General features: G+C 56.1%; 13 protein-coding genes. 3 read left to right on the top strand and 10 right to left on the bottom strand.

The features are described from left to right. Positions 1-206 precede the first annotated feature (206 nt). The 4 genes from galS to GYRE_RS15295 form a co-directional block, all read right to left on the bottom strand. Positions 207-1,232, bottom strand: a complete 1,026-nt coding sequence (gene galS, locus GYRE_RS15310) for an HTH-type transcriptional regulator GalS (RefSeq protein ID WP_006820850.1) — start codon at positions 1,230-1,232, stop codon at positions 207-209. A 154-nt stretch (positions 1,233-1,386) separates the two neighbouring features. After that, a complete protein-coding gene (yeiB, locus tag GYRE_RS15305; RefSeq protein ID WP_006820851.1) occupies positions 1,387-2,544 on the bottom strand; it encodes a DUF418 domain-containing protein YeiB in 1,158 nt (385 codons plus the stop codon). A 19-nt stretch (positions 2,545-2,563) separates the two neighbouring features. Further along, positions 2,564-3,232: a GTP cyclohydrolase I FolE gene (gene folE, locus GYRE_RS15300; RefSeq protein WP_006820852.1), complete on the bottom strand. Its 669-nt coding sequence runs from the start codon at positions 3,230-3,232 to the stop codon at positions 2,564-2,566. Between the two features lie 124 nt (positions 3,233-3,356). Then, positions 3,357-4,484 (bottom strand): YbfB/YjiJ family MFS transporter, encoded by a 1,128-nt coding sequence (locus GYRE_RS15295; RefSeq protein WP_038256368.1) that lies wholly within the window; start codon positions 4,482-4,484, stop codon positions 3,357-3,359. A 142-nt stretch (positions 4,485-4,626) separates the two neighbouring features. Here GYRE_RS15295 and fghA point away from each other — a divergent pair, with 142 nt between their 5' ends. Further along, positions 4,627-5,463 (top strand): S-formylglutathione hydrolase, encoded by an 837-nt coding sequence (fghA, locus tag GYRE_RS15290; RefSeq protein ID WP_038256367.1) that lies wholly within the window; start codon positions 4,627-4,629, stop codon positions 5,461-5,463. A 48-nt stretch (positions 5,464-5,511) separates the two neighbouring features. On the opposite strand, the gene cirA is transcribed toward fghA, so the two are convergent. The 3 genes from cirA to yieE all read right to left on the bottom strand — a co-directional run bounded on the left by cirA (position 5,512) and on the right by yieE (position 10,260). Beyond that, the gene (gene cirA / locus GYRE_RS15285) at positions 5,512-7,494 is read right to left on the bottom strand and encodes a catecholate siderophore receptor CirA (RefSeq protein WP_038256365.1); all 1,983 of its coding nucleotides are present in this window, start codon (positions 7,492-7,494) and stop codon (positions 5,512-5,514) included. Between the two features lie 281 nt (positions 7,495-7,775). Next, positions 7,776-9,245 (bottom strand): amino acid permease, encoded by a 1,470-nt coding sequence (locus GYRE_RS15280; RefSeq protein WP_006820858.1) that lies wholly within the window; start codon positions 9,243-9,245, stop codon positions 7,776-7,778. Positions 9,246-9,378: 133 nt separating this feature from the next. Next, positions 9,379-10,260 carry a DNA-binding transcriptional regulator YeiE gene (yieE, locus tag GYRE_RS15275; RefSeq protein ID WP_006820859.1) on the bottom strand — a complete coding sequence of 294 codons (882 nt, stop codon included), beginning with the start codon at positions 10,258-10,260 and terminating at the stop codon, positions 9,379-9,381. A 116-nt stretch (positions 10,261-10,376) separates the two neighbouring features. On the opposite strand from yieE, the gene GYRE_RS15270 reads away from it, so the two are divergent. Then, entirely contained in the window at positions 10,377-11,429 is a 1,053-nt protein-coding gene (locus GYRE_RS15270; protein ID WP_038256363.1) for a YeiH family protein, read from the top strand. A gap of 400 nt (positions 11,430-11,829) precedes the next feature. Then, on the top strand, positions 11,830-12,687 hold the full coding sequence (nfo, locus tag GYRE_RS15260) for a deoxyribonuclease IV (protein ID WP_006820863.1): 858 nt from the start codon (positions 11,830-11,832) through the stop codon (positions 12,685-12,687). Positions 12,688-12,752: 65 nt separating this feature from the next. On the opposite strand, the gene fruA is transcribed toward nfo, so the two are convergent. From fruA to fruB, 3 genes are read right to left on the bottom strand one after another with little or no spacing between them, the layout of a single operon-like run. After that, positions 12,753-14,438, bottom strand: coding sequence for a PTS fructose transporter subunit IIBC (fruA, locus tag GYRE_RS15255; RefSeq protein ID WP_038256358.1), 1,686 nt, complete (start codon positions 14,436-14,438; stop codon positions 12,753-12,755). Positions 14,439-14,454: 16 nt separating this feature from the next. Further along, positions 14,455-15,393 (bottom strand): 1-phosphofructokinase, encoded by a 939-nt coding sequence (gene fruK / locus GYRE_RS15250; protein WP_006820865.1) that lies wholly within the window; start codon positions 15,391-15,393, stop codon positions 14,455-14,457. Further along, positions 15,393-16,523, bottom strand: coding sequence for a fused PTS fructose transporter subunit IIA/HPr protein (fruB, locus tag GYRE_RS15245; protein WP_038256356.1), 1,131 nt, complete (start codon positions 16,521-16,523; stop codon positions 15,393-15,395). Before fruB ends, fruK begins: the two co-directional genes overlap by 1 nt. Positions 16,524-16,771: the final 248 nt, after the last annotated feature.

The following is a 16,771-nucleotide window of genomic DNA, read 5'->3' as shown; positions in this document are numbered from 1 at the left end:
GTTAATTTATCAAAAATGACTATCTTCCGTGTTCGGTAACGCTCCAGAGTGCGTTTTTTGATTGTTTTGTGCTGCATTGCCAGGCAAAAAGTGAGAAATCACAGTGACTAGCGCTTTCAGCTTTACAAACGCAGCCATCATAGCCAGCGCAATGTTAAGATACTGTGAATTTACTCACAGATTGAAAACGGTTACATCACCGCAGTTTACAAGTTAGTGATCGTCCCCACAGATTGCCGCTGTGCCACAGAATGGCGGCGCACCAGGGTCGGCATAAAGCAGTGTGTCGCTGACGCATCCAGTTTGCCTTCAGCACCCATCAGCGCGAGCTCTGTCGCCAGTTTTGCCATTGAAACAATCGGGTAACGCACGGTGGTCAGCTGCGGGTCCGTGTAACGAGCTATCGGAATGTCATCGAAACCGATGAGCGAAAGCTGCTGCGGCACCGCAATGCCGTTATCTTTCAGCGCCGTCAGCGCCCCGGCAGCCATGCTGTCATTGTAGGCGAAAACGGCACTTAGCCCGAGATTACGCCCGAGGAGCTCGACCATCGCCGCCTCCCCGCCCTGCATATCCGGCGTGCCGGTGCCAATCCAGGCATCGGACGGATTAATCCCCTGCTCCTGCAGCGCTCGCCGCCAGCCTTCGCGGCGAAGCGTGTCGTCTTCAATCGCATGGCTTGAGGCCAGATAGCCAATACGCTGATGCCCGTTATTCAGCAGCGTTCGGGTTGCCATCATCGCACCGCTGACGTTGTCGAGCCCGACGCAGCGATGGGCGTAACCCGGCACGGTACGGTTGATAACCACCATCCCGGGAATATGTTTCATAAAATCAATGAGTTCATCGTCACCAAGCGCTTTGGAATGCACGATCAGCGCGTTACAGCGCTGGCGGATCAGCACCTCAATGGCATTACGCTCTTTTTCCGCCTCGTGGTAGCTGTTACCGATAAGCACGTATTTCTGATGCTGCTGAGCGACAGTATCCACCGCTTTCACCAGCGCGCCGAAGAAGGAGTCGGAGACGTCCATCACTACCACGCCAATGGTTTCACTGCTTTGCGTCGCCAGCGCCTGGGCATTTGCATTGGGGCGATACCCAAGCAGCGATACTGCCTTCATCACCGCATCACGTGTCTCACTACTGACCAGCTGACTGTTGTTCAGCACCCTTGATACGGTCGCCACCGACACGCCAGCCTCGCGGGCAACGTCACGAATGGTGATCATACACACCGCCCTGTTGGAAATTGCAGGAACCCACGGTCACCCCCTGTTTCAGCAAGAACGCTATTTTGTCAGCGCGGGGTTTACGACTACGTGAGAGATGTCACAAGGATGGAAACGGTTACATCCGTTTTGTTAATGATTGTGATCCAGATCGTTATCTGAATGTTTTGCGTAATGAGATGCCTGAGGCGCGAGCGGTAAGCTGTCGCCACAGCCATTCAACCGGCCCCTGACGGAAGTAGCGCAGCCAGAAAACGGAGAACAGCAGGTTAAACATCCACACTGGCAGCACAAAACCGAGCAGCTGCAGGCGGTCGAATTTCATAAATAAGCCGAATCGATAGAACAGCGTGGTGCAGATAAGGGTTTGCAGTAGATAGTTCGTGAGGGCCATCCGCCCGACGCAGACGATAGCCGCCACCAGCCGCGAATGACAAATCTGCGGCCAGAAGCCCCAGATAAGCGCAGCATAGCCGATGGTTTGCAGCGGAGCGCCAAGCTCACGCGGCGCCTGGAGCAGGAACGCACACCAGCGGTAATCCCAGTGTAGCCACCACTGGGCGATAATGGCTGGCAGGTTCACCGCCATACCCGCCAGCACCAGCAGTGCGCCGGTACAGCGATAATGACGCAGGCTGAACTGCCCTTTCAGCCAGCCGCTACGCATCAGCGCCCCGCCCATCAGCATCATGCCCGCCAGCTGCCAGCCGTACTGCGCCCCCAGCGCCAGCAGGTTATCTGCCAGCATATCGCTACGATTGCTGAAGGCCTCCATACCACCTTTGAACTTCCAGTACTGTTCATACTGCAAATTCGCCGCATCCGGGATCCAGGAGCGGTTCGTCGACTCGCCGGTCATCATGCCGAGCAGCAGCAGGATCCCCACGCCCATCAGATACAGCACCACACCGGTGTTGAACAGTGATTTGACGTGCTGCGCATCGCGAATAAGCCGCCAGCTAATAAGCCCAATCAGCGCATAGGCCAGCAGAATATCGCCGTCCCAAAAGAACAGCGCATGAATAAAACCGAGCAGCGCCAGCAGCGTTAATCGTGACTGGATCCAGCGTTTACCGCGCGGCAGCAGCATCTGCAGCCCGGCACCGAAGAGCAGCGCAAACAGGTTAAGGAATTTGACCTGGGCAAAAAGGTCGAGCAGCGCCCACGTCCAGGCATCGCTGCGGGTGATTTCGCCGTACCAGGCAGGGTTCAGGTAAGCGGCCTTCGGTAGCCCGAAGGCGCTGATATTCAGTAGCAGGATCCCGAGTATGGCAACGCCGCGAACAAAATCGAGCGTGACGTTTCTTTCCATACGCGGTCCTGTCAATCAATCAGTTGTGGTGACGCACAGCGCGCAGGAACTCCTGGCGAGTGTTCTGGCTGGACTTAAACAGGCCGCCGAGTGAGGTGGTGGTGGTTGCGCTGGTGGCATCACGCACGCCGCGCGCTTTCACACAGTAGTGAACCGCATCAATCGACACCGCCACATTATTAGTACCCAGCAATGTCTGCAGCGCGGTCAGAATCTGCTGGGTCAGACGTTCCTGCACCTGCGGACGCTGGGCAAAGAACTGCACAATACGGTTGATTTTCGACAGACCAATGACCGTATCTTTCGGGATATAGGCCACGGTGGCTTTACCGTCGATGGTCACAAAATGGTGCTCACAGGTGCTGGTCAGGGTGATATCGCGCACGGTCACCATTTCATCTACCTTCATTTTGTTTTCAATGACGGTGATTTTCGGGAAGTTGGCGTAGTCCAGCCCGGAGAAAATCTCATCGACGTACATTTTGGCGATGCGATGCGGCGTTTCCATCAGGCTGTCGTCACTCAGATCAAGATTCAGCAGTTGCATAATCTCGGTCATATGCCCGGAAATGAGACGCTTGCGGGTTTCGTTATCCATCTCGTGCACCGGCGGGCGCAGCGGTGTTTCCAGCCCACGAGCTACCAGCGCTTCATGAACGAGTGCGGCTTCTTTACTCAGTGATGACATCTTTATTCTCCTGCAGGTGTGACAACCTTTACCCTTCGTGGGGTAAAGTGCGCCCTCATTTTGCGTGAGGCGGCGCACATAATCCAGTAGTCGTAACGATAATTATTGTAATTGCTGCCGCCTTTCAACGAGCAGGACGCCAGACCAGCACGCCTGCGATGAGAAGCGCGACGGCGGCAACCCCCAGCGCGGGCTCCAGCTGATGGGTAAGCCACGTTGAAAGCGCCGACGTCATCGGCCCCACCAGCTGCCCCACGGCGTAACCGGTGGTCAGTAGCCCTGCCATATAGCGGGTGTGGTTCGGCGCAAGCTCCCGACCGTAAAGCAGCGAAAGCTGAACCGCACAGAGAAAACCGCCGCCCACCAGCAACGCGCCGGTCACCAGCCCGCCGATACCGGGCAGCAGCCATGCCGCCAGCACTCCCACGCCTTGCAGCCACAGCACAATAGCCAGCCGCTGATAGCTGTGCCCGAGGTGGCGCGTGGCAATACTGACAGCAATCCCCACCACTGCCGCTGCGCCAAAGACCGGCCAGACAAACTGGGCGAACACGCTCCCGGGGAAACGGTGTGCCGCCATTTGTGACAAAAACGTCGCTGGCAGAATGTAGCCAAACCCGGCCAGGCTGTAGCTCCACACCGGCCGTTTTAATGCCGGTGTCAGGTGCAGCGGCGCCGGTTTCTCACCGGATCGATGCAAATCGCCAGGACGCGGCAACCAACGGGCAACCAGCGCGACCAGCAGCAGCGCCAGCAGGCCGTACAGCAGCCAGCCAGCAGCAGCACCCAGGGCCTGTGACTGGATAAACACCGCCAGCAGTCCACTGATGGCAATCCCCGCCCCCGGGCCGGCAAACACCGCGGCACTCAGCCCCGGTTTGCCAAAGTGCGCCAGCCGCTCGTTCGTCCACGCGGCGGTGAGCACCATTGCCCAACCGCTCATGCAGCCTATGACCAGCCGCAGCAGGCCGTGAGTCCAGGCGTTATCCAGCCACGCCGAGAGCAGCGTTAGCACCACCGCGCCGAGCAGCCCGCCCCACAGACGCGCCTCAACGCCCCGGTGGGTACGCATTGCATCCCATGCCCCCAGCAGATAGCCGAGATAGTTCATCGCCGCCACCAGCCCGGCGCTGGTAAGCGTCAGCTGACCGTCAGCTATCATCAGTGGAACCTGCGGCGTAAAGGCGAACCGCCCTATTCCCATGACGACAACCAGAACGATAAACCCGCTGAAGGCGATTCGCAGTGCCATGCCTGCCTCCTGCATTGTTAAAATAAAGTTACTTTTATGATGCAACATAGGGTGAGAATGCGGAAGTGAAAGTTACTCACCACTGGTGAATTATCTGTATGATGGATAACTCCATTTTCGCGAAATCTCCAGGGAGCCCTGCATGGAAATGCTTGAAGAGCACCGCTGTTTCGATGGCTGGCAGCAACGCTGGCGGCACGACTCCACCACTCTGAACTGCGCCATGACGTTCAGCATTTTTCTACCGCCGACGCGAAGCGACGCTCCGCCACCGGTGCTGTACTGGCTCTCGGGCCTGACCTGTAATGACGAAAACTTCACCACCAAAGCCGGAGCGCAGCGGGTCGCCGCCGAGCTCGGTATTGTGCTGGTGATGCCGGATACCAGCCCGCGCGGTGATAACGTTGCCGACGACGCCGGTTACGATCTCGGCAAAGGCGCGGGGTTCTACCTCAACGCCCGTCAGGCGCCGTGGGCTGCCCACTATCGTATGTATGACTACCTGCGCGATGAACTACCGGTTCTGATTCAAAGCCAGTTTAAAGTCAGCTCGCGCTGCGCCATCAGCGGCCATTCGATGGGCGGACACGGGGCGCTTATCATGGCGCTGAAAAATCCGGGCAGATTTACCAGCGTGTCGGCATTTGCGCCCATCGTTAACCCGGCAAGTGTCCCCTGGGGACAGAAGGCGTTCAGCGCCTACCTGGGTCAGGATGAAAAAGCGTGGCAGGAATGGGACAGCTGTGCGCTGATGCTGGCAAGCGATAAAGAGAAGGCGATCCCGACGCTCATCGATCAGGGCGACAGCGACCAGTTCCTGGCCGATCAGCTGCAGCCTGCGGTACTCGCAGAGGCCGCACGACAAAAGGCATGGCCGTTAACGCTGCGTATTCAGCCCGGCTACGACCACAGCTACTACTTTATTGCGTCATTTATTGAGGATCATCTCCGCTTCCATGCGGAGCATCTGATGGCGTAGTAGATTATCCCGGTGCGTGCTGCGCACCGGGAAACCCGCTTAAACCACTCAGAAGCGGTAATCGACCGCCATGAAGTAGCGACGACCATCTTCGTTGTAGCTGTAATCGTCACGCTGCAGATCTTTGTCCCCAACGTTCAGTACGCCCGCGCGCAGCTTCACGTCTTTCGTTGCCTGCCAGGCACCGCCGATATCCCAGGTGGTGTAGCCGCCAGGCGTTTTCGAGGAAGCGTTGACCGCACGCTGCTTACCGGAGTAGTTCGCCGCCACGTAGAACGACCAGTCCTGCCACGGGTTCCAGTCCACGCGACCGTTGGCAGTGTGGAACGGACGCTCTTTCAGCGGTTTGTTGCCACCGTTGCTCAGGTCACGACCATCGGTATAGGTGTAGTTTGTCGTCAACTTCCACTCTTCGCCCAACGGAATTTTCAGCTCGGTTTCCACGCCGTTGATACGTGCTTTATCAACGTTGTAGTAGGAGAAGACCGGGATGCGTTTACCGTTAGACCCCGTGTACCAGCCGACAAAGTTCGGATAGCCCGGCGCTTCGCTGGCGTCGGAGGTCCGGTTAACGTTGATCATATCTTCCACGTTGTTCTGGAACGCGGTGATGCTGCCCTGTACGCCTTCGAGCCAGCCCTCTTCCCCGCTGTAGTAAAGCCCCAGTTCGAAGCTTTCGCTGGTTTCTGGTTTCAGATCTTTGCTACCAACGATACGGCAGCTACCGCGGCAGGAGTTCGTGGCCCAGTCAGGGCTAAGCTGCAACAGAGACGGAGCTTTAAACGCCGTCGCCCAGCCACCTTTCACGGTCACCGTGTCGGTTGCGGTGTACACCAGATAGGCACGCGGGCTCCAGTGATCGCCGTAGGTGTCGTGGTCATCCATACGGATACCGGTGGTCAGCGCCAGCGGTTCAAAGATCCGCCACTCATCTTCGAGGAACAGCGCATACTGGCTGGCGGAAGTAGATCCCCCACTGTTGCTGGTGAGATTAACCGGATCTTTCAGCTTGTCGTGACGCCACTCGCCACCGAAGGTCACCATCTGGTTGATCATGCCCAGCGGCAGCACATATTTACCGTCAAGAGTGTTGCTTTCAGAGGTGATCTGTCCACTGTTGCCCGGGTTCTTGTTATCGACTTTTTCGCCGTAAACGCGAATTTCGCTGTTACCCACGTCCCAGCGACCGTTGTGGCTGAGAGAGTAGTTCTGACGCTCAATACGGTTTTTGTCCAGCGAGTCAGAATCCCTGTCCTGGCGGTCAAAACCATAACCTGCGGTAATGTCGTTGTTCTCATTCGGCGTCCAGGCGAACTCGACGTTGCCGTCGCGGCTGGTGAAGCCTTCGATACGCGGTGTTTCGGTGCCGCTGTTACTCAACTGCTGGTCGTCTTTACCGCGTTTGCTGAAGCTACCGTAGGCTTTCATACCGAGCAGACCATCAACCAGCGGCCCACTGGTGTAGAACTGGCCGTTCCAGGTGTCACCGCGATCGCGATGTTCCTGAATGGTGGTATCTGCGCTGAGGGTGCTGGTCCATTTGGTGCCCACTTTTTTGGTGATGATGTTCACCACGCCGCCGAGAGCATCAGAGCCGTACAGGGAGGACATCGGGCCGCGCACGACTTCGATGCGTTCGATAGCATCAACCGGGATCCAGTTGAGATCGAAGTCGTTGTGACGGAAGACGACGTTACGGGAGTTAACCCGCTTTCCGTCGACCAGAATCAGGGTATAGCTGCTGTCGAGACCGCGCAGGCTGACGCCTTTACGGTTATCCCCTTCGTTAGTCAGCTGCACGCCCGGGACATCTTTCAGCACGTCTTTCAGGTTATTCACCGGGCGACGCTGCAGATCTTCCTCGGTAATCACGCTGATGCTGGCGGGGGCGTCTTTCACGCTCTGTTCGGTGGCTGATGCAGTCACCACCAGCGTTTCATTTTCATCAGCTGATGCAGCAACAACCGGTAAAGCAAAGGACAGCGCAGAGGCGCAGAGCCCGGCTCGCACGCCAGGATTCAACCTAACCATTACATATCTCCATGAGGTCAACAACAAACGAAAAAGGGGTAACTCACATCGCGCTCTGCTCTGACCGGCAGAGGCGTTTTATTGGCAGATGTGGCTGGTCACCCGTTTACCGTGGTATTCCTCGGTGGGAGATGGGGAGTGGCTTCATCCTGAAATTTTGCGAAGATAATAAAGATAATGATTACGATTATCAATTGCATTGTTAACAATTATTTCAGGACGTTGCCGAATGGGCAAAAAAAAGCCCCCTCGGCATGGAGGGGGCTTTAATCAGAAGAGGCTTATTTTTTGGGGATTTTTGGGAAATGCATTTCGCTATAGCTTACAAAACGAGTCCCTTTCGCCAGCTTATAACCGAACCAGATAACCAGGAACAGCGGGATACCGATATAGGTTGCCGCAACGCCGCCCCAGTCGATGGTGTCTTTCAGGAAGGCCTCATAGTTCTGACCCAGCGTGATAATAAGACACAGCACGAAAGCGAAGATCGGACCCAGCGGGAAGAAGCCAGAGCGATAAGGCAGATCGTTAATATCATTCCCCTGCATCACGTAGCCGCGACGGAAACGATAGTGGCTGATGGCAATCCCCAGCCAGGCGATGAAGCCGGTCATCCCGGAGGTATTCAGCAGCCACAGGTACACGGTCTGGTTACCAAACATCGAGGTCAGGAAGCACAGCGCCGCAATCACGGTTGTCGCATACAGTGCGTTACGCGGTACACCGCCACGGGACAGCTTCGCGAAGATACGCGGTGCTTTACCGTCCAGCGCCAGGGTATAGAGCATACGGGTGGACGCGTACATGCCGGAGTTACCCGCCGACAGCACCGCCGTCAGGATAACGGCGTTCATGATAGCCGCCGCAGACAGCAGACCAGCATGCTGGAATACCAGGGTGAACGGGCTTACGCTGATGTCTTTCACATCGTTACGCAGCAGGCTCGGGTCGGTATACGGAATAATCAGGCTGATTATCAGGATAGCGAATACATAGAACAGCAGGATACGCCAGAACACCTGACGCACCGCGCGCGGAATGTTCTTCTCCGGGTTCTCAGACTCCCCTGCCGCGATACCGATAAGTTCAGTACCCTGGAAGGAGAAGCCAACAATCATCGCGACGCCGATCATCGCCGCAAAGCCCCCGGCAAACGGCGCATCGCCGGTTGTCCAGTTGCTCCAGCCCACCGGCTGCGAGCCTTTGAAGATGCCGACAATCATCATCACACCGACGATGATAAAGATAATGACGGTGGCGACTTTAATCAGCGAGAACCAGTACTCTGCTTCACCAAAGCCCTTCACCGAGATCCAGTTCAGCAGGAACATGATACCGAGGAACAGCGCACTCCAGATCCAACCAGGAGTTTCCGGGAACCAGTAGTTCATCACCAGCTGTGCGGCCACGAGGTCAACGGCGATAGTCACCGCCCAGTTGTACCAGTAGTTCCAGCCCAGCGCGAAGCCGAAGCCCTCTTCCACATAGTTCTGACCATAGGTCGCAAAAGAGCCAGAAACCGGCATATAAGCCGCCAGCTCGCCCAGACTGGTCATCAGGAAGTACACCATCAGACCGATAAGAATATAAGAAAGCAGCGCGCCGCCTGGGCCTGCCTGCGAAATGGTTGCCCCGGAGGCAACAAATAATCCTGTACCGATGGAACCGCCAATGGCGATCATGGTCAAGTGACGCGCCTTCAGATCGCGGCGTAGCGCGGGCGCTTCTGTGGTTTTAGTTTCAGAAACCATGTGAAAATACTATCCATCCAAAAAATGAGGCGCGATTGTAACAGAGGAAATGGCTTCCTTCCGGCAGAAATGCGCAGTTATAAGAGACCTTCATGATGGGCCGCGAATTATAAGTTAAGTCCTAATGATACCGTTAATCCAGCTCTTTTATCTTCTCGCAGTAGCTAAGAAAGCGGCTTAGCGCGTTAGAGATGTGCTTTTGTCGGTGATGAATGCGCCAGAGCGTGCGTTTAAGCGGCGGCAGCGGCACTTTGACCTCCGCCAGCGTGCCGTTTTCCAGCTGTTCGGCAATCACCCGGCGCGAGAGACAACTGATGCCCAGACCATGACGCACCGCGTGTTTGATGGCCTCGGAATTACCAAGCTCCATCCCCATATGGAATTCCGGTAAATGCGACAACAGCAGATAGTCGACAATTTCCCGGGTACCAGACCCCTTTTCGCGCAGGATCCACGGCGTGGCGGCCAGCTGCGCCAGAGTGGCTTTACCGTTATGCAGCGGTGAATCCGGCGCAGCAAACACCACCAGCTCATCTTCAAGCCAGGGTTCCGCCACCATTTCCGCCGCGTGGCATGGCCCTTCGATAAGACCAATATCCACCCGGAAATCCGCTACCGCATTAATCACATCCTGGCTGTTGCCCACGCTCAGCTCGAGCGGCAGTTCAGGGAAATCGCGGCGGTAGAGAGCAATCACCTCCGGCAAAATATAGTTACCGATGGTGCTGCTCGCATACACCCGGATAGCACCATTATCTTCACGAAACAGCTGCTCAATCTCGGTTGCCTGCTCGAGCAACGCCAGCGCGCGCGGGTACAACAGGCGACCATGCTCGTTGACCACCAGCCGTTTCCCGACCCTGTCGAAGAGCTGAACGCCAAGCTGACCCTCCAGATCGGTGAGCGCGGCGCTGACCGCTGACTGTGATAACGCCAGCATCTGTGACGCCTGCGTCGTTGAGCCGCTTTTCAGCACCTCAGCAAAAACTTCCAGCTGCCGTAGCGTGATGTGCATAGGGATACCTGTATTAAACGTTGCTTATCGCATATTCCGATTGATTATAAATATATAATCAATTTTATTTTTAAACCAGTGAGGCATACACTTCGAGCCAGATAAAGGAGAAGTAAATGACTGAACTCACCTTAAATACTCATCGCCGCCGCCCACTCTGGCATTTCATTCCTGGGCTGGCGCTTAGTGCTGCAATCACCGCTGTTGCCCTGTGGGGCGGGAGCATTCCGGCCATCGCCGGCGCCGGGTTCAGCGCTCTGACACTGGCCATCCTGTTCGGCATGCTGCTCGGTAACACGATCTACCCAAAAATCTGGAAACCCTGTGACGGCGGGGTGCTGTTTGCCAAACAACATCTGTTACGTCTTGGGATAATCCTCTACGGTTTCCGCCTGACGTTCTCGCAGATTGCTGACGTCGGCATCGGTGGTATCGTCATCGACGTTTTAACGCTGACCAGTACCTTTATGATTGCCTGCTTCCTTGGGCAGAAAGTGTTCGGTCTTGACCGTCACACCAGCTGGTTAATTGGTGCTGGTAGCAGTATTTGCGGCGCTGCCGCGGTACTTGCAACGGAGCCGGTAGTCAAAGCAGAAGCCAGCAAGGTCACCGTTGCGGTGGCTACGGTGGTTATCTTCGGGACCATCGCCATCTTCCTTTACCCGGCCATTTATCCGCTGGTAGCACACTGGTTCAGCCCGGAAGCTTACGGGATTTATATCGGCTCTACGGTGCATGAAGTCGCGCAAGTTGTTGCTGCCGGTCACGCCATCAGCCCGGATGCTGAAAACGCCGCGGTGATTGCCAAAATGCTGCGCGTCATGATGCTGGCACCGTTCCTGCTGTTTATGGCTGCCCGCGTTAAACAGCTGGCCCCGGCCGGTCACGGTGAGAAAAGTAAAATCACCATTCCGTGGTTCGCTATCCTGTTCATTGTGGTTGCCATCTTCAATTCATTCCACCTGTTGCCGAAAGCGGTGGTGGATGCGCTGGTAACGCTTGATACGGTACTGCTGGCAATGGCGATGGCGGCACTGGGTCTCACCACCCACGTCAGCGCCCTGAAAAAAGCCGGTGCGAAACCGCTGCTGATGGCGCTGATGCTGTTCGCCTGGCTGATTATCGGCGGCGCCGCGATTAACCTGGTGATTCATAGCCTGATGGGTTAATAGATTGATTTAGCGAATATTTATTAAATACTAATCTGTGTTTTCTAGATCATCTGTCTCAGTTATAACCAATTTGTTGTGTTGTGCTACTCACTTTCAAATAAGGAGATTGAAAGTGAGTAGCAATTTTTGTGAGATGCAAAACCTTGCCTCCTGTCAAAACACCATCGACACTTTGAAAGAACTCAATAGGCTATCAAAATCGTATAACACCCTCTCCATGAACGCCTACGATGCCATCATTCCTGATTCAGAGTGGCAGGTTGAGATGACTGTCAGACATGCTTCTCTTCCCGTCCCCGACGGATTTTGGTTACGCTACCCCTATTTCAGATAACGTCAAACGCCTGTTAACCCGCTATGATAGAGGTTTTCCTCCAGGGTTTAACAGGAGTCCCTCATGAAATACATTGGAGCGCACGTGAGTGCTTCAGGCGGTGTGGCTAACGCCGCAATCCGCGCCGCAGAAATTGGAGCGACCGCATTCGCCCTGTTTACCAAGAACCAGCGCCAGTGGCGTGCTGCCCCCCTTACTGACGATGTCATCAGCGAGTTCAAAGCCGCCTGTGAAAAATACCAGTTTGGGCCAGGCCAGATCCTCCCTCACGACAGCTACCTGATTAACCTGGGTCACCCGGTTACCGAAGCGCTGGAGAAATCCCGCGAAGCGTTTATCGATGAGCTCTACCGCTGCCAGCAGCTGGGGCTGACGTTGCTGAACTTCCACCCCGGTAGCCACCTGATGCAGATCCCGGAGGAAGAGTGCCTGGCGCGGATTGCACAATCCATCAACATTGCGCTGGCACAAACCGAAGGCGTCACTGCGGTCATTGAAAACACCGCCGGTCAGGGCAGCAACCTCGGTTTTAAATTTGAACACCTGGCAGCCATCATCGACGGAGTCGAAGATAAATCCCGCGTCGGCGTCTGTATCGATACCTGCCATGCCTTTGCTGCCGGGTACGACCTGCGCACCACAGAAGCCTGTGAAGAAACGTTTGCTGAATTCGATCGCATCGTCGGCTTTAAGTATCTGCGTGGGATGCATCTGAACGACGCCAAGAGCACTTTCGGCAGCCGCGTTGACCGCCACCACAGCCTCGGTGAAGGCAACATTGGTCACGATGCGTTTCGCTGGATAATGCAGGACAACCGTTTTGACGGCATTCCGCTGATTCTGGAAACCGTAAATCCGGATATCTGGGCAGAAGAGATTGCGTGGCTGAAAGCGCAGCAGGTCGCCGAAGCGGTGGCATAAAAAAACCGGGGAAAGCCCCGGTTTTTTATTTTCAGGTGTTATCGGCCATATCTGGCCTTTCAACCTTACGCCGTTTTCGCTACCGCTTCAGCTTCCGGGCGTTTCAGCACCGCGTAAGAGAGCCCTGCTACCAGAGTACCGGCGATAATCGCCATCAGGTAACCCAGCACCGGTGTGATAGCACCAGGGATAAGCAGTACGAACAGGCCACCATGTGGTGCCATCAGTTTTGCACCAATGGCCATCGAGATTGCCCCGGTCACCGCGCCGCCAACGATACAGCATGGCAGAACACGCATCGGATCGCGGGCCGCAAACGGAATCGCACCTTCGGTGATGAAGCACAGGCCCAGTACCAGCGCCGCTTTACCGCCTTCCTGCTGTGCTTTATCGAACTTACGACGAGCAACGATAGTCGCAAGGCCAAGCGCCAGCGGTGGTACCATACCCGCCGCCATAATGGCTGCCATAGGTGCATAAGTCTGGGTACTCAGCAGGCCAACGCCGAAAGCATAAGCCGCTTTGTTCACCGGGCCGCCCATGTCGGTACACATCATGCCACCAAGAATCGCGCCCAGCAGAACCGCGTTCGCGGTGCCCATGGTCTGCAGCCAGTGGGTCAGACCCGCCAGGATGCCAGCAACCGGTTTACCGATAAGATAAATCATCGCCAGACCCACGATCAGGCTGGAGAACAGCGGGATTATCAGAATCGGCTTCAGCGCTTCCATGCTCGGCGGCAGCTTCAGTTTGGTACTGATGGCTCGCGCCACGTAACCGGCGAGGAAACCCGCGATGATACCGCCGATGAACCCAGCTCCGGTGCTGACGGCCAGCATACCGCCAATCAGACCCGGTGTAAGACCCGGACGGTCAGCGATGGAGAATGCAATATAACCTGCCAGTACCGGCACCATCAGGGCGAAGGCGGATCCGCCGCCAATCTGCATCAGCGCAGCGGCAAGCGTACCTTCCTCTTTAAAGGCAGTGATACCGAAGGCGAAGGAAAGCGCAATACACAGACCGCCTGCCACCACCATCGGCAGCATGTAAGAAACCCCGGTCAGCAGGTGACGATATGGACCCGCCCCCTCTTTCTTGCCTTCTTTCGCCGCAGACGCGTTACCCGCAGGCTGATACGGTTTGGCCTGGACCAGTGCGTTATCTAACTCCTGCGCAGTTTTCTTCAGCGCCAGTCCGGTGGAAGTGCGATACATCGGCTTACCGGCGAACTTCGCCAGATCCACTTCGATATCCGCCGCCACGATAACCAGATCCGCCTCGGCCACCTCTTCCGGGGTAATGGCATTACCGGCACCCACGGATCCACGAGTTTCAACCTTCACCCACCAGCCGCGTTTTTTCGCTTCGGTTTCAATGGCTTCAGCCGCCATAAAGGTGTGCGCCACGCCGGTTGGACAGGCGGTGACCGCGACAACGCGCTTCATACCCGCCGTCGCAGCAGGAGCAACCGTTGTCGGTGCGCTGTACGGTTTTGCATGCCCTTTGGCTTCGCCGAGGAACAGCTCCGGGTGAGCCACCGCACGATTGACATCGCCGAGGAACACCTGTTTTCCGTTCAGCGCGCTGTCAGCAGGCAATGCGCTACCAAGCACAATGACCAGTTCAGCATCGTTGGGGTTATCGATAAATTCCAGATGCGCTTTTTGCGCTGCCGCACGCAGTAGGGTTTTCGCCATATAGGCGCGGGCCTGTCCGAGTCCAGCATCAATAATCAGCAGCGTTCTCATTATGCCTCTCCTGCTGTTAACTAAAGGGTTGTAAGTCAACTCGCGCCATCATCGCGGCCAACTGGGTACGATCGGTAATACCAACGTTACTCTGACTCACCGCCAGTGCTGCCACGGCCGTTGCCAGACGTAAAGTATGCTCACTGGATTCGCGCATCAGCAGGCCATAAATCAGGCCGCCCACCATCGAATCCCCTGCCCCTACGGTGCTCACCACCTCAACTGACGGCGGTTTGGCAATCCACTCCCCGGAGGCGTTAACCCACAGCGCACCTTCCGCGCCCAGAGAAATAACCACGTGGGCAATTCCCTGTTCGCGCAGCGCATGGGCCGCTTCAATTACATCTTTCATTTCCGGCAGTTTACGGCCCGCCCAAATCTCAAGCTCGCGACGGTTCGGCTTCACCAGCCACGGTGCGGCTTTCAGCCCCGCCACAAGCGCTTCACGGCTGCTGTCGAAGATAATGCACGGGCACTGGCTGCGCAGACGCGTCATCCAGTCGGTGAAGGCTTCCGGACTAACGCCGCTCGGCAGACTGCCGCTGACGCAAACCATGTCAAACTGCCCAAGCCAGGTTAACGAATCGTTGACGAAACGCTCCCAGTCCGCTGGCGTTACTTCAAAGCCGGAGAAGTTGAAGTCGGTCACTTCACCGTCTTTTTCTGTCAGTTTCACGTTGATGCGGGTTCGGCCCTGCACCACCTGGAAACGGTTCGCAATCCCCAGTTCGCTGAACAACTGCTGAAATCCATCCTGGTTGTCTTTACCAAGGAAACCGCCCACGGTGACGTCGATACCCAGATCTTTCAGCACTTTCGCTACGTTGATGCCTTTGCCCGCGGCGTGCAGACCGGTGGTGCGCACAAGGTTCACTTCGCCACGTTCAATATCCGGGGTAAACCCCACCAGATCGTAAGCCGGGTTTAATGTAATGGTAGCAACACGTCTGCTCATTACGCGCCCTCCCCAAGACCGGAAGCGATAGCATCACCAATGGCGTTAAGCGCGAGCTGCGCATCTTCACCCTGTGCGGTAAAGCGCAGGCGATGGCCCTTCTTCACGCCCAGCGCCACAACTTTCATCAGACTACGGCCATTCGCCGGTTTGCCACTGCCATCCAGATTGGTCACGGTAATTTCACTTTTAAACTGTTTAATGGTATTCACCAGCATGGTTCCAGGACGCGCATGCAAGCCATGCTCGTTGCGCACTACAAATTCAGCATTCAGCACATCTTCAGCCAGCGCATCGTCGCTGGTAAGCATCGCCAGCAGCGTCGCGGCATCTGCGTTCAGCAGACGTTCAGCTTTATTCTCCAGCAGCAGCTGACTTAAACGACTCAGCACCGCCGTCGGCTGTTCATCAACCATCGCGACGGTCAGCAGCAGAGAGACAGGCTGACCTTCACTTTCAAAACGGTTTGCCGCGCGGCTGACGGCGACAGCACTTTTCAGATTGCCTTCAGCACTGTCGTTCAGCCAGACGCCCTGCCCGAGGTTCAGCGGCTTGTCGTTCACCGCATGAGCCACAAAACCCGCGTCTACTGCACCGACTTCTTTCAGCCGACCGGCGTTCAGCGCCTGCAGAGTGACCAGATCGCTTGCCGCTACGTCGAGCGTCAGCGTTTCCAGATCAAGCTTCAGCCCTTCACTTTGCTTCTCACCCATCAGCAACGCCCGCAGCTCTTCAGCGGTGGTTGCTGATTTCAGCTGTTCAGCAACGCTGTCATCGCTCAGCACGTGCGTCAGCTGACGCAGCAGGCCAAGGTGTTCATCGGAGCTTGCGGCAATACCGATAGCCACATACGCCGTCTGCCCTTCCCCCCAGGCAACCCCCTGTGGGAACTGATAAACCTGAACACCGGTTTTCAGCACCTGCGAGCGGGTGTCGGTAGTGCCATGCGGAATAGCAATGCCGTTGCCGAGGAAAGTGGACGTCTGCTGCTCGCGCGCCAGCATACCGTCGACATAACCGTCGGCGACGTTGCCTGCGCTGACCAGAGCGGAAGCCACCTGACGGATGGCATCCGTTTTATCGCCAGCCTGTTGGCCGGGATGGATATTCTGAACAGATAACTGGAACATGATTCTCCTCTCCTGCTGAAATTGAATCGTTTCAGCTTTTATGAGAAAAAAGGCGCCATCTTGAGACGCTGGCATCGGGCCGATGACGCTGAAACGTTTCAAGGAGTCTGTCCCCTTCCATGGTTTCCTGCAAGTATTCTCGCTGATGAGATAGCAAAATTTAGAGGTACTGCACATTTCACTCGCATTTGCTGAAGCAAAACGTCGTGCTGACAACGATCTTCAGCACCGTTCAGCAACACACAAAT

Origin of the sequence: Yokenella regensburgei ATCC 49455, from assembly GCF_000735455.1 — a bacterium.
In the GTDB taxonomy this organism is placed as follows: domain Bacteria; phylum Pseudomonadota; class Gammaproteobacteria; order Enterobacterales; family Enterobacteriaceae; genus Yokenella; species Yokenella regensburgei.
This window is presented reverse-complemented; position numbering and strand designations above follow the sequence as displayed.